Below are 20,910 nucleotides of genomic sequence, written 5' to 3'. Positions count from 1 at the left end.
ACTTTTTATGGATATCAAGACAGCCCTGAGCCGTATCGTCGGCCATCTCGACCTGAGCACTGACGAGATGCGCGACGTGATGCGCGAAATCATGACCGGACAATGCACGGATGCGCAGATTGGCGCTTTCATGATGGCCATGCGCATGAAGAGCGAGAGCATCGATGAAATCGTCGGTGCGGTTTCGGCGATGCGCGAGCTGGCGGACAAGGTCGAGCTCAAGACCCTGGACGGCGTGGTGGATGTGGTCGGGACCGGCGGTGATGGCGCCAATATTTTCAACGTTTCCACCGCGTCGGCGTTCGTGGTCGCGGCGGCCGGCTGCACTGTTGCCAAACACGGCAATCGCGCAGTTTCGGGCAAGAGTGGCAGTGCCGACTTGCTGGAGGCGGCCGGCATCTACTTGAACCTGACCCCGGTCCAGGTAGCACGCTGCATTGATAATGTCGGCATCGGGTTCATGTTTGCCCAGACCCATCACAGTGCCATGAAGCACGCTGCGGCACCGCGTCGTGAGTTGGGCCTGCGTACGATGTTCAACATGCTCGGCCCGCTTACGAATCCGGCTGGCGTGAAACATCAGGTGGTGGGCGTGTTCAGCCAGGCGCTGTGCCGGCCGTTGGCAGAAGTCCTGCAACGTCTGGGCAGCAAGCACGTGCTGGTGGTCCACTCGAAGGACGGCTTGGATGAGTTCAGTCTGGCGGCACCCACATTCGTGGCTGAATTAAAAAATGATCAGATCAGCGAGTATTGGGTCGAACCAGAAGACCTGGGCATGAAAAGCCAGAGCCTGCACGGCCTGGCGGTTGACAGTCCGGCCCAGTCGCTGGAACTGATTCGCGATGCCTTGGGTCGCCGCAAGACCGAGAATGGCCAGAAAGCCGCTGAGATGATCGTGCTCAATGCCGGCGCTGCGTTGTACGCCGCCGACCACGCCAGCAGCCTCAAGCAAGGCGTGGAACTGGCCCATGATGCGTTGCACACTGGCTTGGCCAGGGAAAAACTCGAAGAGTTGGGTGCATTTACCGCCGTATTCAAAGTGGAGAACGAAGGATGAGCGTGCCAACGGTCCTGGAAAAAATTCTGGCTCGCAAGGCTGAGGAAGTGGCCGAGCGCAGCGCTCGAGTCAGTCTGACGGAGCTGGAAAACCTCGTGCGTTCAGCGGATGCGCCCCGCGGCTTTGCCAAGGCGCTGATCGATCAGGCGAAGAAAAAACAGCCGGCCGTGATTGCCGAAATCAAAAAGGCCTCCCCCAGCAAAGGTGTGATTCGTGAGCACTTCGTGCCGGCCGACATCGCCAAAAGCTACGAGAAGGGTGGGGCGACCTGCCTCTCGGTGCTGACCGACATTGACTTTTTCCAAGGCGCCGACGACTACCTCAAGCAGGCGCGGGCGGCGTGCAAGCTGCCGGTGATCCGCAAGGATTTCATGATCGACCCGTATCAGATCATTGAGGCCCGCGCCCTCGGTGCCGATTGCGTGTTGTTGATCGTTTCCGCCCTCGACGACGTGAAAATGGCCGAGCTGGCGGCAGTCGCCAAAGGCGTGGGCCTGGACGTATTGGTGGAAGTCCATGACGGCGACGAGTTGGAGCGGGCCTTGAAAACCCTGGATACCCCACTGGTCGGTGTGAACAACCGCAATCTGCACACCTTCGAAGTCAACCTGGAAACCACCCTGGACCTGCTGCCGCGGATCCCACGTGATCGCCTGGTCATCACCGAAAGTGGCATCCTCAACCGGGCCGATGTCGAGCTGATGGAAGTCAGCGACGTGTACTCATTCCTGGTGGGCGAAGCGTTCATGCGAGCCGAAAGCCCGGGCACGGAACTGCAACGATTGTTCTTTCCTGAACGTGGCCTCCCGGTAAGCGGTTCGACACTGGACTGATTAAATGCCGCCCGTGATTGCCCTGACCGTCGAAGCCGGCCTGCAAGCCGAACAGGATCTGCTGGCTAGCATCTGTGCGGGTGAGGCTGAATTCGGCTTGTTGTTCTGGCAGCCCAATGACCGTGCGCTGGTCATGCCACGCCGCTTAAGTCGCTTGCCGGGGTTCGAATACGCCTGTGAGGTCTCGGCCGCCAATGGCTGGCCGGTGCTGCTGCGCGAAACAGGCGGCGAACCGGTGCCGCAGTCCGCCGCCACGGTCAATATCGCCCTGGTCTACGCACCACCGCGCAGCGAAGGCGATCATGGACGGATTGAAACCGCGTATCGCCGGTTGTGTGATCCCATCTGTCAGTTGCTGGATGAGTTGGGCGGAGTCGCTTCGTTGGGGGAGGTGGAGGGCGCGTTTTGCGACGGGCGGTTCAACGTCAATCTCGACGGCCGGAAAATGGTCGGTACCGCCCAGCGCTGGCGCCAGAGCAAGGGCGGTCAACGCCCGGTGGGCCTGGTACATGGCGCGCTGTTACTGGAGAACGAGCGCGAATCCATGGTGGCTGCGGTCAATCGTTTCAATGAGGCCTGTGGTCTGGAGCAGCGCGTGCGGGCCGAGAGCCACATCGCCTTGCATGAAAAATTCCCGGCCCCGCACGCGCTGGTGCGGCTCGAGACGTTGTACCGGCAATTGCTGACCACGTTACCTGGGGCCTAACGCGTTCCGAACACCACCATGGTCTTGCCTTTGACGCTGACCAGGTTGCGCTCCTCCAGGTCCTTGAGCACCCGACCGACCATTTCCCGAGAGCAACCGACAATCCGGCCGATTTCCTGGCGGGTCACTTTGATTTGCATGCCGTCCGGGTGGGTCATGGCATCGGGTTGCTTGCACAGTTCCAGCAGGCAGCGGGCGACGCGACCGGTCACGTCGAAGAAGGCCAGGTCGCCCACCTTGCGTGTGGTGTTGCGCAGGCGCTGTGCGATTTGTCCGCTGAGGACGTAAAGAATGTCCGGGTCTTGCACAGACAGTTCCCGGAATTTGCTGTAGCTGATTTCCGCTACCTCACATTCGATCTTGGCGCGTACCCAGGCACTGCGTACTTGCTCTTTGCCGGCCTGCTCGAACAACCCCAGTTCGCCAAAAAAATCCCCCGAATTGAGATAGGCGATGATCATTTCCCGCCCATCGTCATCCTCGATCAGGATAGTGACCGATCCCTTGATGATGAAGAACAGCGCGTCTGAGCGATCGCCTGCGCAAATGATATTGTGCTTGGCGGGATAGCGACGACGCTGACAATGCATCAGGAGCTTGTCGAGATTCTTGATCTTGAGCGTGGGAGTAATGGCAACCATGGTTGTATCCCGAAAGACTGCGCGGTGTGGTGGTTTGGTTTTCTTATGGGCGCGATGACAATCGCAATAGCTGGCCATACGCCAGCGAGCTGGGCCAGCTTAACAGAGGCATCCCCAATTGATTTGAGAATTTACCTACATGCATGTGTCTGGCTGTCCTACTGCAGAGGCCCTACTGCAGAGGCTGACACGACGAGGGCTGTGCTAAGCTGGCGCCCCCTTTTTAACAGTGGAGTCTTGGCGATGAAGGCACGCATCCAATGGGCTGGCGAAGCCATGTTCCTCGGTGAATCAGGCAGCGGTCATGTGGTGGTCATGGACGGTCCGCCGGAAGCCGGTGGTCGCAACCTGGGTGTTCGGCCAATGGAAATGCTTCTGCTGGGCGTGGGCGGTTGCAGTAACTTCGACGTGGTCAGCATTCTCAAGAAGTCCCGCCAGGCCGTCGAAAGCTGCGAAGCCTTCCTGGAGGCGGAGCGCGCCACCGAAGACCCGAAAGTGTTCACCAAGATTCACATGCACTTCGTGGTGAAGGGACGAGCGCTGAAGGAAGCCCAGGTCAAGCGCGCCATTGAGCTGTCCGCCGAAAAATATTGCTCGGCGTCCATCATGCTCGGCGCTGCCGGCGTTGAAATCACCCACGATTATGAAATCATCGAATTGGGTTGAATCGACATCCAACCATCATAAAAGCAGTGCAAGCTCTGGCGATCAGAAGCCGACGTCTGCATAATGCGCCACTTTTTTCAGGGCAGAGATCGGTCGTTTGACCGGTCCTTGTCTGGACAGACAACCAAAATCGCCATCGCGAAGAGGTGTTAACCGTCCTACGCAGGTGCGTCGTTCGCATCTGACGGGCATGCTTGATCACGCGGCCAGGCCGCAATACATAGAGAGTTTTCAAACGGTGAAAAGCAAACTCAAGCTCCATGGGTTCAATAACCTGACAAAGACCTTGAGCTTCAACATCTATGACATCTGCTATGCGGAGACTCCGCAAGACCAGCAGGCCTACGTCGAGTACATCAATAAAGAGTACAACGCCAAGCGCCTCACGCAGATCCTCACGGAAGTTGTCGATATCATTGGTGCCAACATCCTGAACATCGCCAGTCAGGACTATGAACCCCAAGGTGCCAGCGTGACCATTCTGATCTCGGAAGAGCCGGTGACGCCGACCGACAGCCAGATCGAAGAGTCCCCGGGCCCGTTGCCCGAAATCATCCTGGCCCACCTCGACAAGAGCCACATCACGGTACATACCTACCCGGAAATACACCCGGTAGATGGCATTGCGACGTTCCGTGTGGACATCGATGTGTCGACCTGTGGTGTTATTTCACCGCTCAAGGCGCTCAACTTCCTGATTCACCAATTCGAGTCGGACATCGTGACTGTGGATTACCGCGTGCGTGGGTTTACCCGCGACGTTGAAGGCCACAAGCATTTTATTGATCACGAGATCAATTCGATCCAGAACTACCTGTCTGAAGATACGCGCGATGCGTACCAGATGACCGACGTGAACGTGTATCAGGAAAACCTGTTCCACACCAAAATGCTGCTCAAAGACTTCGAACTGGATAACTATCTGTTCGGCGATGCCACCAGCAACCTGTCCACTGAACAGCGCGACCAGGTGGAAGAGCGTGTGAAACACGAAATGCTGGAAATCTTCTACGCACGTAACATGCCGCGCTGAAGTTTCGAGCATAAAAAAGGCGACTACCCAGTGGGTAGTCGCCTTTTTTTTGGATGCCAAATTGCCTTTGATCCCGTGGTGTTTAACTCCACTTTCGTGATCAGATCCGATAAGTGCTCTTGGTCATGACCTTGGCCAACAGGCTCATACCGAACTTCACCGGTGCCGGAAAACGAAAACCACCGGCCTCAAGGGCACTCTCGGCATGGTGTTCCTCGTCCTCGCGCATCTGCTCCAGAATCGCCCGGGATTTCTCATCCTCGGCTGGCAGTTGTTCCAGATGTTCATTCAAGTGCTTGCACACCTGATGCTCGGTCGCTGCAACGAAGCCGAGGCTGACTTTGTCGCTGATCAATCCGGCCACTGCGCCGATTCCGAATGACATCCCATAGAACAACGGGTTCAGGACGCTGGTATGACTGCCCAGCTGGCGAATGCGCTGCTCGCACCAGACCAGATGGTCGATTTCTTCCTCGGCGGCATGCTCCATCGCCTCACGCACCTTCGGCAGCTTGGCGGTCAGCGCCTGGCCCTGATACAGCGCCTGGGCACAGACTTCGCCGGTGTGGTTGATGCGCATCAGGCCTGCGACGTGGCGGCTCTGCTCGTCACTGAGTTGCACGTCCGGCTGCACGATAGCCGGTGATGGGCGAAACGGCTGGCCACTGAAAGGCAACAGCGTGCGCATCGCGGTATCGGCTTGCAGCAGCAGGCGGTCAATTGGCGAGTAGTGACGTTGAGTAGTCATGCTTACCTCCGGGAAAAATCACGGCGGCCAGTTTAACCCAGTCGGCCGCTGAAGATTTGCGTTGGGTCAGGGCTATCAACCCGGCGGCCAGTTCATCTGGCGCTGCCCCAGCACATGCATATGAATGTGATAGACGGTCTGCCCGCCGAGTTCATTGCAGTTCATCACCACGCGAAACCCTTCCTCGCACCCCAGCTCGAGTGCCAGGCGCTGGGCGGTGAACAGGATGTGTCCGGTCAGACCTTTGTCTTCTTCGGTCAGGTCATTGAGGGTGCGGATCGGTTTCTTTGGAATGACCAGAAAATGCACGGGGGCTTGCGGGGCAATGTCGTGGAAGGCCAGGACCTGGTCATCCTCGTAAATGATCTTCGCCGGAATCTCCCGGTTGATGATCTTGGTAAACAGAGTATCCACAGCTGTTTCTCCATTGGGTTAGTCGAGGTCGAGTGTACTGAAGGTTCGATTGGCGAGCCTGGTTTTTCAGCTACCAGCGTATCAGCGAGGGCAGTGGGCCTTGTTCACCATGCCGGCGATGGTCCGGACCAGTCCTCGCGATCCCAGTCGCGGTAGCGCGGCCAGCCAGCGATTGCGGCGTCCGGGAATGATGATGGCGCGGTTGCGGTCCAGCGCGCGCACAGCATATAGGGCAACTTCCTCCGGACTCATCGTCGACTTGTTGTCGTTGATTTTTTGCTCATCCAATCGTGCCTTGGCGAAAAAGCCTGTCCGGGTCGGGCCTGGGCAAAGTACCGATACCTTGATCGCGCACTTCTTCAGTTCGACCCGCAAGGCTTCGGAGAAGTGCAGCACATAAGCCTTGCTGGCGTAATAGGTGCTCATCCAGGGCCCAGGCTGGAATGCGGCGATCGACGCAACGTTGAGGATCTGGCCACCGCCATGCAGTGCCATGCTATTGCCTACCGCGTGACAAAGACGTGTCAGGGCGAGGATGTTGACTTCGATCAGGTCCTGTTCGGTCATCCAGTCCTGGCCCAGGAACGGGCCGCTGGTACCGATACCGGCGCAATTGACCAGTAGATCGATCTGCCGCTCACCTTCCTCCAGTTCCAGAAGAAAGCCCGAAAGTCTCAGCGGTTCTCCCAGGTCGCAAGCCCGGAACAACACCTCCACGCCAAACCGCTGAGTCAATTCGATTGCAATACTTTCCAGCCGATCACGCTGTCGAGCCACCAGTAGCAGGTTGCGACCGCGCCGGGCCAGCGCCTCAGCCATGGCCAGGCCAATGCCGCTGGAGGCGCCAGTGATCAGAGCGTAACGGGTCATGCAGTTCTCCATCGCAACAGCCCGCCGCCAGTGGACTGGGCTGTCACCGGCATGAAGCGCGCTTATTGTTCCTCTTCTTCTTCATAGTCTACAGAAGGCGGAGCGGGCTCGGCTGCCTCTACGGCGGGTTCTTCGGCAGTATCTTCGGTGGACTCGCTGCTTTCATAGCTGCTTTCATAGCTACTCAGGGAGCTGCTGCCCAACTCTTCTCCGATGCCGCTGAAAGCACCGGCCACTGCACCGACCAGAACCAGTGCGATCAAGACGACCCACAGCCACGAAAGAACCTTGACCGCAGTGCTGTTGGGCGGCGGTGGAGGACCATAGCGATTCGCACCGGTATTGCCGGGCGTGCATATGAGCACGAGCGGAAAGATGCTGCCCACGAACGGCACCAGGTTGAGCAACCACAGCCACCCGGACCAGCCGACGTCATGCAGGCGCTGGACGCTGAACTGGATGCTCACAAAGGCAAAGCCCAATGCGATGGCTACCCCCAGCAGTCCGCCGATGATCATTGCCGCCAGTGAGTTCGAGGCGAGGATCCATGTCAGGCTGAACCAGAAGGCTATGCCGATGACAGGCATCATGGCCAGTGTCAAAACCATGGTCCAGGCCAGGTATCGCAGGCGCCCGATTCGCCCCTCAAAGCTGAAAGGCTTGAGGGTGCTGTACTCGGCAAGCGCTTCACCGACCTGTGCCCGGGGAGGCGCATAGGGTGATACGGGGTCGACGATCGAGTTCGAGTGGTGCAGTGGGGATTCCTGGACCTCACCGAGGTTCAGCTGCAAGGAGGGTTCGGCTTCGATGCGTGCATCAATCCCGCTCTTGTTGAGTGCTTCCAGGTACTTCTGCGCTTCACTCTGGGACAGGTTGCTTTTAAGCGCCACCTTGCGGCCACTGAACAGTCGTTCAATGGCGCTGATATCGCTTTTGAACAGCTCGGCGAGGTTGAGTTTGGCGGTGGTGGTATCGACGCCCGGCATCAGGGCTCCGTCGAATACGATATTGAAACGGGTTTCACTCATGCCCGGCATCCTTGTCTCTGAAAGTTAAATTTATTGGGTTAGTTCAGCGAGGCCATTGGCCGCCAAGCTCTACCGCCCGCGCCTGTGCCTGGCGGTATTCTTCATCCAGGCGTGCGACCAATTGATCGACGCTGGGTAAATCGTGGATTTCACCCACGCCCTGGCCTGCGGACCACACGGTTTTCCAGGCCTTGGCTTCATCGTTAAGCGGTTTGAGTTTCGAGCCAAAATCCACCTCGCCTTTGTTCTGCAAGGCGGCCAGATCGAAACCGGCGTTTTCCAGGCTCTGGCGCATGAAACTGGCCGGTACCCCGGAGACAGCTGGAGTATGCACGATGTCTGCGGCTTGGGATGTGAGCAACATCTCTTTATAAGCGTCAGGCGCATGGCTTTCGCTCGTACCGATAAAGCGGGTCCCGAAGTAGGCCAAATCCGCGCCGAGTAACTGTGCGGCAAGAATCTGATGGCCGTGGTTCAGGCATCCTGCAAGCAGCACGGTTTTGTCGAAGAACTGCCGGATCTCGGCAACCAGCGAGAACGGGCTCCAGGTCCCGGCGTGCCCCCCTGCGCCGGCGGCAACGGCGATCAGACCATCGACACCGGCCTCGGCGGCCTTCTCGGCATGACGCCGCGTGGTTACGTCGTGGAACACCAGGCCGCCATAGCTGTGAACAGCGTCTACCAGCTCTTTCACCGCACCCAGGCTGGTGATGACAATCGGCACCTTATGTTCGATGCAGATCGCCAGGTCAGCCTGAAGCCGCGGATTGCTGTGATGAACAATCAGGTTTACGGCGTAGGGTGCCGGATTTTCCAGTGCCGCCAGACCTGCTTCGATTTCCTCAAGCCAAGCCTTGAAACCACTGCTTTCGCGTTGGTTCAACGCCGGGAAGCTGCCGACGATGCCGTTGCGGCAGCAGGCCAGGACCAGTTGCGGGTTGGAAATCAGGAACATCGGCGCTGCCACGACGGGCAGGCGCAAACGTTGTTCAAGCAGAGCGGGCAGCGACATGGGAAGTACCCCGGATAAATAGTGCCGATTGGAAGTTAGAACGGCCGAACCACAACCAGAATTACGATAGCCAGCAATATCAGAACCGGAACTTCATTGAACCAGCGATAAAAGACATGGCTGCGGGTGTTTTCGCCACGGGCGAAGCGCTTCACCTGGGCGCCGCACATATGGTGATAGCCGATCAGTAGCACCACCAGGGTCAGCTTGGCGTGCATCCAGCCGCCTTGGGTGAAGTATGCGCCGGCGTTGAGGCTGAGCAGCCAGATGCCGAACACCAGGGTGGCGATCATCGCCGGGCCCATGATGCCGCGATACAACTTGCGCTCCATGACGCTGAAGCGCTCCTTGCTGACGCTGTCTTCGCTTTGGGCGTGATAGACAAACAGGCGGGGCAGGTAGAACAGCCCGGCGAACCAGCAGACCATGCTGACAATGTGAAGTGCTTTGAGCCACAGATAGAGCATTTTTAGTTATTCCCAGATTCACGGTAGCCCGATAGTAGAGGTTAGAGCGGCCGCACGTCACCTTGGCGGTTGTCGCCGCGCCGTGGTCCCCCTATTATCGACGGCTTTCCAGTGGGTTCGTTGAGGGCAGGTTTATGGTCAAGGTCGGTATCGTCGGCGGCACGGGTTACACCGGTGTCGAACTGCTGCGTCTGTTGGCACAGCATCCGCAAGCTGAGGTGGTGGTCATTACCTCCCGATCCGAGGCCGGCCTGGCCGTCGCCGACATGTATCCGAACCTGCGCGGTCATTACGATGGCCTGGCGTTCAGCGTTCCGGACGTCAAGACCCTCGGCGCTTGCGATGTGGTGTTCTTCGCCACGCCTCACGGTGTCGCCCATGCCCTGGCGGGTGAACTGCTGGCCGCCGGGACCAAGGTCATCGACCTGTCGGCAGACTTCCGCCTGCAGGACGCAGACGAATGGGCCAAATGGTACGGCCAGCCCCACGGCGCACCGGAGCTGCTGGACGAGGCGGTCTATGGCTTGCCGGAAGTCAACCGCGAGAAAATCAAGCAGGCCCGACTGATCGCCGTACCTGGTTGCTATCCGACTGCAACGCAGTTGGGTTTCCTGCCGCTGCTCGAGGCCGGCCTCGCCGATACTTCGCGCCTGATCGCTGACTGCAAATCCGGTGTCAGTGGTGCTGGACGTGGCGCCAGTGTCGGTTCGCTGTACTCCGAGACCTCGGAAAGCATGAAGGCCTACGCGGTCAAGGGGCACCGTCACCTGCCGGAAATTCGCCAGGGGTTGCGTCGGGCAGCGGGCAAGGACGTCGGCCTGACGTTCGTGCCGCACCTGACGCCGATGATTCGTGGCATCCACTCCACTCTTTACGCAACGGTTGTCGATCGCTCGGTGGACCTGCAGGCGTTGTTTGAAAAGCGTTATGCCAACGAACCGTTCGTCGACGTGATGCCGGCCGGCAGCCATCCGGAAACCCGTAGCGTGCGCGGAGCGAACGTTTGCCGGATTGCGGTGCATCGTCCGCAGGATGGTGACCTGGTAGTGGTGCTGTCGGTCATCGATAATCTGGTCAAGGGCGCGTCGGGCCAGGCGGTGCAGAACCTGAACATCCTGTTCGGGCTGGATGAGCGTCTGGGCCTGTCCCATGCGGGGATGTTGCCTTAACAGCAGCCACCGGCTTCAAGTCCGGAGCTTCAAGCGTGGAGCTTGGCGCTGGTCTTCTAAATAGTTGACCGATTTTGTAGGAGAAGCGGATAATGCCCGCCATTACGCATTATGGCGGCGTTAGCGCCGGGAGATATTCAGCATGAGCGTCGAAACCTTCACCCCCATGGCTTTGCAATTCACCCACGGTGCCGCGCACAAGGTGAAGAGCCTGGTCGATGAAGAGGGCAATGATCGTTTGAAGCTGCGCGTATTCGTGACGGGCGGTGGTTGTTCGGGTTTTCAATACGGCTTCACTTTCGATGAGGAAGTGGCCGAAGATGACACCATCGTCGAGCGCGAAGGGGTCAGCCTGGTAGTCGATCCGATGAGTTTCCAGTACCTGGCGGGTGCCGAGGTGGATTATCAGGAAGGTTTGGAAGGGTCGCGTTTCGTGATCAAGAACCCGAATGCCACCACAACCTGCGGCTGCGGTTCTTCTTTCTCGATCTGACAGCCTCAATAAAAAACGCCGCAGTGCCTTACGGCTCTGCGGCGTTTTGCTGTCCGGGATTATTGATTCAGGCGGGATAGATGGCGCCGAGTACACGCAAGCCCCGGGCGCCAGTGACACTTGGGCGATTCGCTGGAATACCGGCGAGGCAGCAGTGGGCCAGCCAGGCGAAAGCCATGGCTTCAACCCAGTCCGGGTCTACGCCGTACACCGCAGTGCTGCTGACTTTGGCGTTTGGCAGCAACTCGGCTAGACGCCTCATCAGTGTCTGGTTGTGCGCGCCGCCACCGCAAACCAACAACTCCTGAGTATCGGGCTGGGCATGCTGCAGCGACTCGACGATGGTCAGCGCTGTCAGTTCGAGCAGCGTTGCCTGTACGTTTTCGGGGGCAAAAGCTGGCAGGTGGGACAAGTGCTGGGTCAGCCAAGGCAGGTTGAATACTTCGCGCCCGGTACTTTTCGGACCCTTGGTGACAAAGAAGGGGTCGCTGAGCAGTTCCTTGAGCAAAGCCGGTTCGACTTGCCCGCTGGCAGCCCATTGGCCGTCGCGATCGAAGTGCTCGCCCTGTTGTTGGTGTATCCAGGCATCGAGCAGTACATTGCCGGGACCACAATCGAAACCCGCCACGGGTTTTCCGGGTTCTATCAGGCTCAGATTGCTGAAACCGCCGACATTCAGCACGGCGCGATTGCCGGCTCGTTCTTCGAACAGTGCCTCATGGAACGCCGGAACCAGAGGAGCACCTTGCCCGCCCGCCGCTATGTCACGACTGCGGAAGTCGCTGACGATGGTGATGCCGGTCAATTCGCTCAGCAGTGCGGGATTGCCGATCTGCACGGTAAAGCCCCGGGCCGGTTCGTGACGAATGGTCTGGCCATGGCTGCCAATCGCCGCTACGTTTTCAGGCTTGAGCTTCTGTTCATTGAGGAGGGTGTGGATGCCCTGGGCGGCCAGCGTTACCCAATTCTGTTGGGCAATGGCGGAGCGGGCAATTTCATCGGGCCCACTGCTGCACAAGCCGAGCAATTCGGTGCGCAGGGAGGCGGGCATGGGGATGTAGTGCGTGGCGATCAGTTTGATCGCCGGGGTCAGTTCGATCAGTGCGATATCCAAGCCATCCAGGCTGGTCCCGGACATCACACCGATATAGAACGTCATGGCTTAGCGCTTGCTCGAAGCCAGCATCGTGGCCTTCTCTTGATCCATGCGAGCCATCAATGGTTGGCTTTGGGCCAGGAATCGAGCGCGCTCGGCTTTGGCAATCGGATCGGCCATCGGCAGTTTCTGGCCAAGCGGATCGACGTGAACGCCGTTGACCTGGAACTCATAGTGCAGGTGCGGTCCTGTGGACAGGCCGGTAGTGCCGATATACCCGATAACCTGGCCTTGCTTGACGCTGCCACCGGTCTTCACGCCTTTGGCGAAGCCCTGCATGTGGCCGTACAGCGTGCGGTAGGTGTTGCCGTGCTGGATGATCACGGTATTGCCATAGCCACCACGGCGTCCGGCCAGCAATACTTTGCCGTCGCCGGCAGCCTTGATTGGCGTGCCGCGGGGGGCTGCATAGTCGACGCCTTTGTGCGCCCGGATCTTGTTCAGGATCGGGTGTTTGCGGCCTGCGGAGAATCTTGAGCTGATGCGGGCAAAATCAACCGGCGTACGGATGAATGCCTTGCGCATGCTGTTGCCATCGGCGGTGTAATAGCTGCTGTTGCCTTGTTTGTTGGTGTAGCGCACTGCGGTGTAGGTTTTGCCGCGGTTGGTGAAGCGCGCGGAAAGGATCGGACCGTTGCCGACGCTCTTCCCATTGACCACTTTCTGCTCATAGATGACATCGAATTCGTCGCCCTGACGAATATCCTGGGCGAAGTCGATGTCGTAGCCAAACACGCTGGCCATGTCCATCGTCAGGCTATGGGAAAGGCCTGCGCGAGCGGCCGACTGCGACAGTGAGCTGTTGATGACGCCATGGACGTAAGCCGAGCGCACAGTGGGCTTGGCGGTAACGCGGTTGAATACATAACCCTTGTCATTTTTGGTCAGGGTGATGCTTTCCAGGTCGCTCAGCTTGGTGTGCAGATTGGTCAGCTGTCCGTCTGGAGTGAGTTCGAATTCGAGTTTCTGGCCGCGCTGCAGTTGGGTGAACTGTTTGGCTTGCTTGTCGCTGGCCAGGATTTCGTGAACTGAAGTCGAAGGCAGGCCAACCTTTTCGAAGAGGGTGGAGAGCGTATCGCCCTTGGCGACAATGACTTCGCGGTGGTCCGGGCCTTTCTTTTCTTCTACAACAACTGGTGGCTCTGCCTGAGCGGCCTCGGTGGTGTCTTCGGGGGTGTTTTCAATCTGCGCGAAGGGGGGCACGGCCGGCTCGTTTGTGGCTTGGACGGCTTCGGCAGCGTCTTGATCTTGTGTCAGTTGTTCAGCAGGGCTTTCCAGTTCAAGACTCAGAGTCGTCTTTTTGGCTTCAACATCGCTGGAAGGAAACACCAGGAGCGCCAGGCTAAGGAGAGCTGCGATGCCACTTGCGGCAAGCAGGTGGGTCTTTGGGTAAAGCGGCGGCGCTTTAGACGGTTCTGTGGTCATAAGTAATTTGACTTTTGAAAAGATGAATTGGAAAAGATGAATGACATGATGAAGATGAAATAACTGTATAAAATATAACCAAATCCCCTGCGAAGCAAGCCCGCAGACGCTCTGTCTGTGGATTGGCGTCCGTGTGCCGGGCAAACCTTGTATTTGGTACGCGATCTTGTATGGTTGGGGCCCTTTGAATCTGAGCCTTGCGGGTCTGTTATGAAGTCGGTTGAAGAGCAGCTAGCGCTGATCAAACGTGGTGCGGAAGAACTATTGGTCGAGTCCGAGCTGATCGAGAAGCTCAAGCGCGGGCAGCCGCTGCGTATCAAGGCTGGTTTCGATCCGACGGCGCCTGATCTGCACCTGGGTCATACCGTGCTTATTAATAAGCTGCGTCAGTTCCAGGATCTGGGGCACCAGGTCATCTTCCTTATAGGTGACTTCACCGGGATGATCGGTGATCCGAGTGGAAAGAGTGCTACGCGCCCTCCGCTGACTCGCGAGCAGGTTCTCGATAACGCCGAGACCTACAAGACTCAGGTCTTCAAGATTCTTGATCCGGCCAAGACCGAGGTGGCTTTCAACTCCACTTGGATGGATCAGATGGGGCCGGCGGATTTCATTCGCCTGACTTCCCAGTACACCGTAGCTCGTATGCTCGAGCGCGACGACTTCGATAAGCGCTATAAAACCAATCAGCCAATCGCCATTCATGAATTCCTCTATCCGCTTGTACAGGGTTACGACTCCGTCGCGTTGCGAGCGGACGTTGAGCTCGGTGGTACGGACCAGAAGTTCAACCTGTTAATGGGGCGTGAGTTGCAGCGCGGATATGGTCAGGAGGCTCAGTGCATCCTGACCATGCCATTGCTGGAAGGTCTGGATGGCGTGAAGAAGATGTCCAAGTCGTTGGGCAACTACGTCGGCATCCAGGAAGCGCCAGGCGTCATGTACAGCAAGCTGGTCTCCATTCCGGATGTGCTGATGTGGCGTTACTTCGAGTTGTTGAGCTTCCGCTCCATGGACGAGATCAATGCGTTCCGCGCTGATGTCGAGGCGGGGGCTAATCCGCGGGACATCAAGATCAAGCTGGCCGAAGAAATCGTTGCTCGTTTCCATGGTGAGGAGGCTGCGGCCAACGCTCACCGTGCGGCGGGCAATCGTATGAAGGATGGCGAGCTGCCGGATGATCTGCCGGAGATCGAGCTGACTGCTGTCGAGGATATGCCGATCGCGGCAGTCCTTAATAAAGCAGGTCTGGTCAAGAATTCGGCAGTGGCGCGAGATCTCCTTGGGTCGGGCGGTGTGCGTATAGATGGTGAGGTTGTGGATCGCACCTATATGTATGAGCTGGGTTCCACTCATGTATGTCAGGCCGGCAAGAAGGCTTTCGCGCGGATTACGCTGAAATCCGAATAAAGCTGAAAATAGGTGTTGACGGCAAATTCTGGACGTCTATAATTCGCCCCACTTCCGGCGCAGTCGAAACGGAAAACTCCTTGAGTTTCAATGAGTTACCATTGTTTTGAAGGTGTCGGGCTTCAGTTCATCGAAGCCAGGAAGGAGTTGATAAGGCAGTGTTGTTTGGCCTTGTCAGCGGTTCGATCGTCTCGGTCGAAAGCGGAGAAAAAGAGGTGTTGACAGCAGCGAGTAACGCTGTAGAATTCGCCTCCCGCTAACGAGAGATCGGAAGCGCAAGTGGTTGAAGTTGCAAAGGAAACTTTGAAAACTTCTTAAAATAACCGCTTGACAGATACACGGGGCGCTGTAGAATGCGCGCCTCGGTTGAGACGAAAGATCTTAACCAACCGCTCTTTAACAACTGAATCAAGCAATTCGTGTGGGTGCTTGTGGAGTCAGACTGCTAGTCAACAGATTATCAGCATCACAAGTTACTCCGCGAGAAATCAAAGATGTAACCAACGATTGCTGAGCCAAGTTTAGGGTTTTCTCAAAACCCAAAGATGTTTGAACTGAAGAGTTTGATCATGGCTCAGATTGAACGCTGGCGGCAGGCCTAACACATGCAAGTCGAGCGGTAGAGAGGTGCTTGCACCTCTTGAGAGCGGCGGACGGGTGAGTAATGCCTAGGAATCTGCCTGGTAGTGGGGGATAACGCTCGGAAACGGACGCTAATACCGCATACGTCCTACGGGAGAAAGCAGGGGACCTTCGGGCCTTGCGCTATCAGATGAGCCTAGGTCGGATTAGCTAGTTGGTGGGGTAATGGCTCACCAAGGCGACGATCCGTAACTGGTCTGAGAGGATGATCAGTCACACTGGAACTGAGACACGGTCCAGACTCCTACGGGAGGCAGCAGTGGGGAATATTGGACAATGGGCGAAAGCCTGATCCAGCCATGCCGCGTGTGTGAAGAAGGTCTTCGGATTGTAAAGCACTTTAAGTTGGGAGGAAGGGCAGTTACTTAATACGTGACTGTCTTGACGTTACCGACAGAATAAGCACCGGCTAACTCTGTGCCAGCAGCCGCGGTAATACAGAGGGTGCAAGCGTTAATCGGAATTACTGGGCGTAAAGCGCGCGTAGGTGGTTCGTTAAGTTGGATGTGAAATCCCCGGGCTCAACCTGGGAACTGCATTCAAAACTGTCGAGCTAGAGTATGGTAGAGGGTGGTGGAATTTCCTGTGTAGCGGTGAAATGCGTAGATATAGGAAGGAACACCAGTGGCGAAGGCGACCACCTGGACTGATACTGACACTGAGGTGCGAAAGCGTGGGGAGCAAACAGGATTAGATACCCTGGTAGTCCACGCCGTAAACGATGTCAACTAGCCGTTGGGAGCCTTGAGCTCTTAGTGGCGCAGCTAACGCATTAAGTTGACCGCCTGGGGAGTACGGCCGCAAGGTTAAAACTCAAATGAATTGACGGGGGCCCGCACAAGCGGTGGAGCATGTGGTTTAATTCGAAGCAACGCGAAGAACCTTACCAGGCCTTGACATCCAATGAACTTTCCAGAGATGGATTGGTGCCTTCGGGAACATTGAGACAGGTGCTGCATGGCTGTCGTCAGCTCGTGTCGTGAGATGTTGGGTTAAGTCCCGTAACGAGCGCAACCCTTGTCCTTAGTTACCAGCACGTAATGGTGGGCACTCTAAGGAGACTGCCGGTGACAAACCGGAGGAAGGTGGGGATGACGTCAAGTCATCATGGCCCTTACGGCCTGGGCTACACACGTGCTACAATGGTCGGTACAGAGGGTTGCCAAGCCGCGAGGTGGAGCTAATCCCACAAAACCGATCGTAGTCCGGATCGCAGTCTGCAACTCGACTGCGTGAAGTCGGAATCGCTAGTAATCGCGAATCAGAATGTCGCGGTGAATACGTTCCCGGGCCTTGTACACACCGCCCGTCACACCATGGGAGTGGGTTGCACCAGAAGTAGCTAGTCTAACCTTCGGGGGGACGGTTACCACGGTGTGATTCATGACTGGGGTGAAGTCGTAACAAGGTAGCCGTAGGGGAACCTGCGGCTGGATCACCTCCTTAATCGACGACCGCAGCTGCTCCATGAGCTCCCACACGAATTGCTTGATTCATTGAAGAAGACGAAAGAAGCAGCCCGAAATTGGGTCTGTAGCTCAGTTGGTTAGAGCGCACCCCTGATAAGGGTGAGGTCGGCAGTTCGAATCTGCCCAGACCCACCAATTTTGTGTGGGAAACGCCTGTAGAAATACGGGGCCATAGCTCAGCTGGGAGAGCGCCTGCCTTGCACGCAGGAGGTCAGCGGTTCGATCCCGCTTGGCTCCACCACTACTGCTTCGATTGTATAAAGCTTAGAAATGAGCATTCCATCGGTTCGATGGTGAATGTTGATTTCTAGTCTTTGACTAGTTCGTTCTTTAAAAATTTGGGTATGTGATAGAAAGATAGACTGGACGTTACTTTCACTGGTAACGGATCAGGCTAAGGTAAAATTTGTGAGTTGCTCTTTGAGCATGCGAATTTTCGGCGAATGTCGTCTTCACAGTATAACCAGATTGCTTGGGGTTATATGGTCAAGTGAAGAAGCGCATACGGTGGATGCCTTGGCAGTCAGAGGCGATGAAAGACGTGGTAGCCTGCGAAAAGCTTCGGGGAGTCGGCAAACAGACTTTGATCCGGAGATGTCTGAATGGGGGAACCCAGCCATCATAAGATGGTTATCTTGTACTGAATACATAGGTGCAAGAGGCGAACCAGGGGAACTGAAACATCTAAGTACCCTGAGGAAAAGAAATCAACCGAGATTCCCTTAGTAGTGGCGAGCGAACGGGGACTAGCCCTTAAGCTTCTTTGATTTTAGCGGAACGCTCTGGAAAGTGCGGCCATAGTGGGTGATAGCCCTGTACGCGAAAGGATCTTAGAAGTGAAATCGAGTAGGACGGAGCACGAGAAACTTTGTCTGAATATGGGGGACCATCCTCCAAGGCTAAATACTACTGACTGACCGATAGTGAACTAGTACCGTGAGGGAAAGGCGAAAAGAACCCCGGAGAGGGGAGTGAAATAGATCCTGAAACCGTATGCGTACAAGCAGTGGGAGCCCACTTTGTTGGGTGACTGCGTACCTTTTGTATAATGGGTCAGCGACTTATTTTCAGTGGCGAGCTTAACCGAATAGGGGAGGCGTAGCGAAAGCGAGTCTTAATAGGGCGTCTAGTCGCTGGGAATAGACCCGAAACCGGGCGATCTATCCATGGGCAGGTTGAAGGTTGGGTAACACTAACTGGAGGACCGAACCGACTACCGTTGAAAAGTTAGCGGATGACCTGTGGATCGGAGTGAAAGGCTAATCAAGCTCGGAGATAGCTGGTTCTCCTCGAAAGCTATTTAGGTAGCGCCTCATGTATCACTGTAGGGGGTAGAGCACTGTTTCGGCTAGGGGGTCATCCCGACTTACCAAACCGATGCAAACTCCGAATACCTACAAGTGCCGAGCATGGGAGACACACGGCGGGTGCTAACGTCCGTCGTGAAAAGGGAAACAACCCAGACCGTCAGCTAAGGTCCCAAAGTTATGGTTAAGTGGGAAACGATGTGGGAAGGCTTAGACAGCTAGGAGGTTGGCTTAGAAGCAGCCACCCTTTAAAGAAAGCGTAATAGCTCACTAGTCGAGTCGGCCTGCGCGGAAGATGTAACGGGGCTCAAACCATACACCGAAGCTACGGGTATCACGTAAGTGATGCGGTAGAGGAGCGTTCTGTAAGCCTGTGAAGGTGAGTTGAGAAGCTTGCTGGAGGTATCAGAAGTGCGAATGCTGACATGAGTAACGACAATGGGTGTGAAAAACACCCACGCCGAAAGACCAAGGTTTCCTGCGCAACGTTAATCGACGCAGGGTTAGTCGGTCCCTAAGGCGAGGCTGAAAAGCGTAGTCGATGGAAAACAGGTTAATATTCCTGTACTTCTGGTTATTGCGATGGAGGGACGGAGAAGGCTAGGCCAGCTTGGCGTTGGTTGTCCAAGTTTAAGGTGGTAGGCTGAGATCTTAGGTAAATCCGGGATCTTAAGGCCGAGAGCTGATGACGAGTTACCCTTTGGGTGACGAAGTGGTTGATGCCATGCTTCCAAGAAAAGCTTCTAAGCTTCAGGTAACCAGGAACCGTACCCCAAACCGACACAGGTGGTTGGGTAGAGAATACCAAGGCGCTTGAGAGAACTCGGGTGAAGGAACTAGGCAAAATGGCACCGTAACTTCGGGAGAAGGTGCGCCGGTGAGGGTGAAGCACTTGCTGCGTAAGCCCACGCCGGTCGAAGATACCAGGCCGCTGCGACTGTTTATTAAAAACACAGCACTCTGCAAACACGAAAGTGGACGTATAGGGTGTGACGCCTGCCCGGTGCCGGAAGGTTAATTGATGGGGTTAGCTAACGCGAAGCTCTTGATCGAAGCCCCGGTAAACGGCGGCCGTAACTATAACGGTCCTAAGGTAGCGAAATTCCTTGTCGGGTAAGTTCCGACCTGCACGAATGGCGTAACGATGGCGGCGCTGTCTCCACCCGAGACTCAGTGAAATTGAAATCGCTGTGAAGATGCAGTGTATCCGCGGCTAGACGGAAAGACCCCGTGAACCTTTACTATAGCTTTGCACTGGACTTTGAATTTGCTTGTGTAGGATAGGTGGGAGGCTTTGAAGCGTGGACGCCAGTTCGCGTGGAGCCATCCTTGAAATACCACCCTGGCAACTTTGAGGTTCTAACTCAGGTCCGTTATCCGGATCGAGGACAGTGTATGGTGGGTAGTTTGACTGGGGCGGTCTCCTCCTAAAGAGTAACGGAGGAGTACGAAGGTGCGCTCAGACCGGTCGGAAATCGGTCGTAGAGTATAAAGGCAAAAGCGCGCTTGACTGCGAGACAGACACGTCGAGCAGGTACGAAAGTAGGTCTTAGTGATCCGGTGGTTCTGTATGGAAGGGCCATCGCTCAACGGATAAAAGGTACTCCGGGGATAACAGGCTGATACCGCCCAAGAGTTCATATCGACGGCGGTGTTTGGCACCTCGATGTCGGCTCATCACATCCTGGGGCTGAAGCCGGTCCCAAGGGTATGGCTGTTCGCCATTTAAAGTGGTACGCGAGCTGGGTTTAGAACGTCGTGAGACAGTTCGGTCCCTATCTGCCGTGGACGTTTGAGATTTGAGAGGGGCTGCTCCTAGTACGAGAGGACCGGAGTGGACGAACCTCTGGTGTTCCGGTTGTCACGCCAGTGGCATTGCCGGGTAGCTATGTTCGGGAAAGATAACCGCTGAAAGCATCTAAGCGGGAAACTTGCCTCAAGATGAGATCTCACTGGGACCTTGAGTCCCCTGAAGGGCCGTCGAAGACTACGACGTTGATAGGCAGGGTGTGTAAGCGCTGTGAGGCGTTGAGCTAACCTGTACTAATTGCCCGTGAGGCTTGACCATATAACACCCAAGCAATTTGCTGACCTGAAAGGGCACCAGATTGCGGTGTGTGAAGACGATATGAACCGAAAGTTCGCAGCAAACACACAAACTATCGCATACCCATTCGCTGGCACGTGACCGCAAGGCACGCACCGGCTACCGAATTTCTTGACGACCATAGAGCATTGGAACCACCTGATCCCATCCCGAACTCAGTAGTGAAACGATGCATCGCCGATGGTAGTGTGGGGTTTCCCCATGTGAGAGTAGGTCATCGTCAAGATTAAATTCCGAAACCCCTATCTGCTGATGCA

General features: G+C 56.4%; 17 protein-coding genes, 2 tRNA genes and 3 rRNA genes. 13 read left to right on the top strand and 9 right to left on the bottom strand.

Features of this window, described 5'->3' with window-relative positions; genetic code table 11:
* Positions 1-7 precede the first annotated feature (7 nt).
* The 3 genes from trpD to EPZ47_RS26995 are packed head-to-tail and all read left to right on the top strand — an operon-like array spanning position 8 to position 2,596.
* A complete protein-coding gene (trpD, locus tag EPZ47_RS27005; protein WP_135847447.1) occupies positions 8-1,057 on the top strand; it encodes an anthranilate phosphoribosyltransferase in 1,050 nt (349 codons plus the stop codon).
* Complete coding sequence (gene trpC, locus EPZ47_RS27000) at positions 1,054-1,890, top strand: indole-3-glycerol phosphate synthase TrpC (RefSeq protein ID WP_135847446.1); 837 nt, start codon at positions 1,054-1,056, stop codon at positions 1,888-1,890. The genes trpD and trpC overlap by 4 nt, the downstream gene beginning before the upstream one ends.
* 4 nt (positions 1,891-1,894) lie before the next feature.
* Positions 1,895-2,596 (top strand): lipoate--protein ligase family protein, encoded by a 702-nt coding sequence (locus tag EPZ47_RS26995; RefSeq protein WP_135847445.1) that lies wholly within the window; start codon positions 1,895-1,897, stop codon positions 2,594-2,596.
* Here EPZ47_RS26995 and crp read toward each other — a convergent pair.
* Complete coding sequence (gene crp, locus EPZ47_RS26990; RefSeq protein WP_135847444.1) at positions 2,593-3,237, bottom strand: cAMP-activated global transcriptional regulator CRP; 645 nt, start codon at positions 3,235-3,237, stop codon at positions 2,593-2,595. The two genes, EPZ47_RS26995 and crp, sit on opposite strands and share 4 nt — an antisense overlap.
* A gap of 243 nt (positions 3,238-3,480) precedes the next feature.
* On the opposite strand from crp, the gene EPZ47_RS26985 reads away from it, so the two are divergent.
* Positions 3,481-3,903, top strand: coding sequence for an OsmC family protein (locus EPZ47_RS26985; RefSeq protein ID WP_003206127.1), 423 nt, complete (start codon positions 3,481-3,483; stop codon positions 3,901-3,903).
* Between the two features lie 238 nt (positions 3,904-4,141).
* Positions 4,142-4,936: an adenosylmethionine decarboxylase gene (gene speD / locus EPZ47_RS26980; RefSeq protein ID WP_135847443.1), complete on the top strand. Its 795-nt coding sequence runs from the start codon at positions 4,142-4,144 to the stop codon at positions 4,934-4,936.
* 100 nt (positions 4,937-5,036) lie between these two features.
* On the opposite strand, the gene coq7 is transcribed toward speD, so the two are convergent.
* The 6 genes from coq7 to hemJ form a co-directional block, all read right to left on the bottom strand.
* Complete coding sequence (gene coq7 / locus EPZ47_RS26975; protein WP_135847442.1) at positions 5,037-5,684, bottom strand: 2-polyprenyl-3-methyl-6-methoxy-1,4-benzoquinone monooxygenase; 648 nt, start codon at positions 5,682-5,684, stop codon at positions 5,037-5,039.
* Between the two features lie 75 nt (positions 5,685-5,759).
* The gene (locus EPZ47_RS26970) at positions 5,760-6,098 is read right to left on the bottom strand and encodes a histidine triad nucleotide-binding protein (protein WP_092455626.1); all 339 of its coding nucleotides are present in this window, start codon (positions 6,096-6,098) and stop codon (positions 5,760-5,762) included.
* An 81-nt stretch (positions 6,099-6,179) separates the two neighbouring features.
* Entirely contained in the window at positions 6,180-6,968 is a 789-nt protein-coding gene (locus EPZ47_RS26965) for an SDR family NAD(P)-dependent oxidoreductase (protein ID WP_135847441.1), read from the bottom strand.
* 62 nt (positions 6,969-7,030) lie between these two features.
* Entirely contained in the window at positions 7,031-7,996 is a 966-nt protein-coding gene (locus EPZ47_RS26960) for a DUF805 domain-containing protein (RefSeq protein WP_135847440.1), read from the bottom strand.
* Positions 7,997-8,039: 43 nt separating this feature from the next.
* Positions 8,040-9,008, bottom strand: a complete 969-nt coding sequence (locus EPZ47_RS26955) for an NAD(P)H-dependent flavin oxidoreductase (RefSeq protein WP_135847439.1) — start codon at positions 9,006-9,008, stop codon at positions 8,040-8,042.
* Positions 9,009-9,043: 35 nt separating this feature from the next.
* Positions 9,044-9,475 (bottom strand): protoporphyrinogen oxidase HemJ, encoded by a 432-nt coding sequence (gene hemJ, locus EPZ47_RS26950; protein ID WP_003206117.1) that lies wholly within the window; start codon positions 9,473-9,475, stop codon positions 9,044-9,046.
* Between the two features lie 134 nt (positions 9,476-9,609).
* On the opposite strand from hemJ, the gene argC reads away from it, so the two are divergent.
* Both argC and erpA read left to right on the top strand, forming a co-directional pair.
* Positions 9,610-10,644 carry an N-acetyl-gamma-glutamyl-phosphate reductase gene (gene argC, locus EPZ47_RS26945; RefSeq protein WP_135847438.1) on the top strand — a complete coding sequence of 345 codons (1,035 nt, stop codon included), beginning with the start codon at positions 9,610-9,612 and terminating at the stop codon, positions 10,642-10,644.
* Positions 10,645-10,786: 142 nt separating this feature from the next.
* Entirely contained in the window at positions 10,787-11,137 is a 351-nt protein-coding gene (erpA, locus tag EPZ47_RS26940) for an iron-sulfur cluster insertion protein ErpA (protein ID WP_025215766.1), read from the top strand.
* Positions 11,138-11,204: 67 nt separating this feature from the next.
* Here the strand turns inward: erpA and EPZ47_RS26935 are convergent, their stop codons facing one another.
* Together EPZ47_RS26935 and EPZ47_RS26930 are read right to left on the bottom strand one after the other, a co-directional pair.
* Positions 11,205-12,296 carry an anhydro-N-acetylmuramic acid kinase gene (locus EPZ47_RS26935; protein ID WP_135847437.1) on the bottom strand — a complete coding sequence of 364 codons (1,092 nt, stop codon included), beginning with the start codon at positions 12,294-12,296 and terminating at the stop codon, positions 11,205-11,207.
* A gap of 3 nt (positions 12,297-12,299) precedes the next feature.
* A complete protein-coding gene (locus tag EPZ47_RS26930; protein WP_135847436.1) occupies positions 12,300-13,718 on the bottom strand; it encodes a peptidoglycan DD-metalloendopeptidase family protein in 1,419 nt (472 codons plus the stop codon).
* A 210-nt stretch (positions 13,719-13,928) separates the two neighbouring features.
* On the opposite strand from EPZ47_RS26930, the gene tyrS reads away from it, so the two are divergent.
* The 6 genes from tyrS to rrf all read left to right on the top strand — a co-directional run bounded on the left by tyrS (position 13,929) and on the right by rrf (position 20,879).
* Complete coding sequence (tyrS, locus tag EPZ47_RS26920; protein ID WP_135847435.1) at positions 13,929-15,128, top strand: tyrosine--tRNA ligase; 1,200 nt, start codon at positions 13,929-13,931, stop codon at positions 15,126-15,128.
* 551 nt (positions 15,129-15,679) lie between these two features.
* Positions 15,680-17,216, top strand: a 16S ribosomal RNA gene (locus tag EPZ47_RS26910).
* A gap of 81 nt (positions 17,217-17,297) precedes the next feature.
* Positions 17,298-17,374, top strand: a tRNA-Ile gene (locus EPZ47_RS26905).
* 30 nt (positions 17,375-17,404) lie between these two features.
* Positions 17,405-17,480: transfer RNA gene (locus EPZ47_RS26900), tRNA-Ala, on the top strand.
* Positions 17,481-17,723: 243 nt separating this feature from the next.
* Positions 17,724-20,614, top strand: a 23S ribosomal RNA gene (locus EPZ47_RS26895).
* Positions 20,615-20,763: 149 nt separating this feature from the next.
* A 5S ribosomal RNA gene (gene rrf / locus EPZ47_RS26890) occupies positions 20,764-20,879 on the top strand.
* The 16S, 23S and 5S rRNA genes sit together here with 2 tRNA genes alongside, the layout of an rRNA operon.
* Positions 20,880-20,910: the final 31 nt, after the last annotated feature.

It is taken from the genome of Pseudomonas viciae (genome assembly GCF_004786035.1).
GTDB classification, from domain to species: Bacteria; Pseudomonadota; Gammaproteobacteria; order Pseudomonadales; family Pseudomonadaceae; genus Aquipseudomonas; species Aquipseudomonas viciae.
This window is presented reverse-complemented; position numbering and strand designations above follow the sequence as displayed.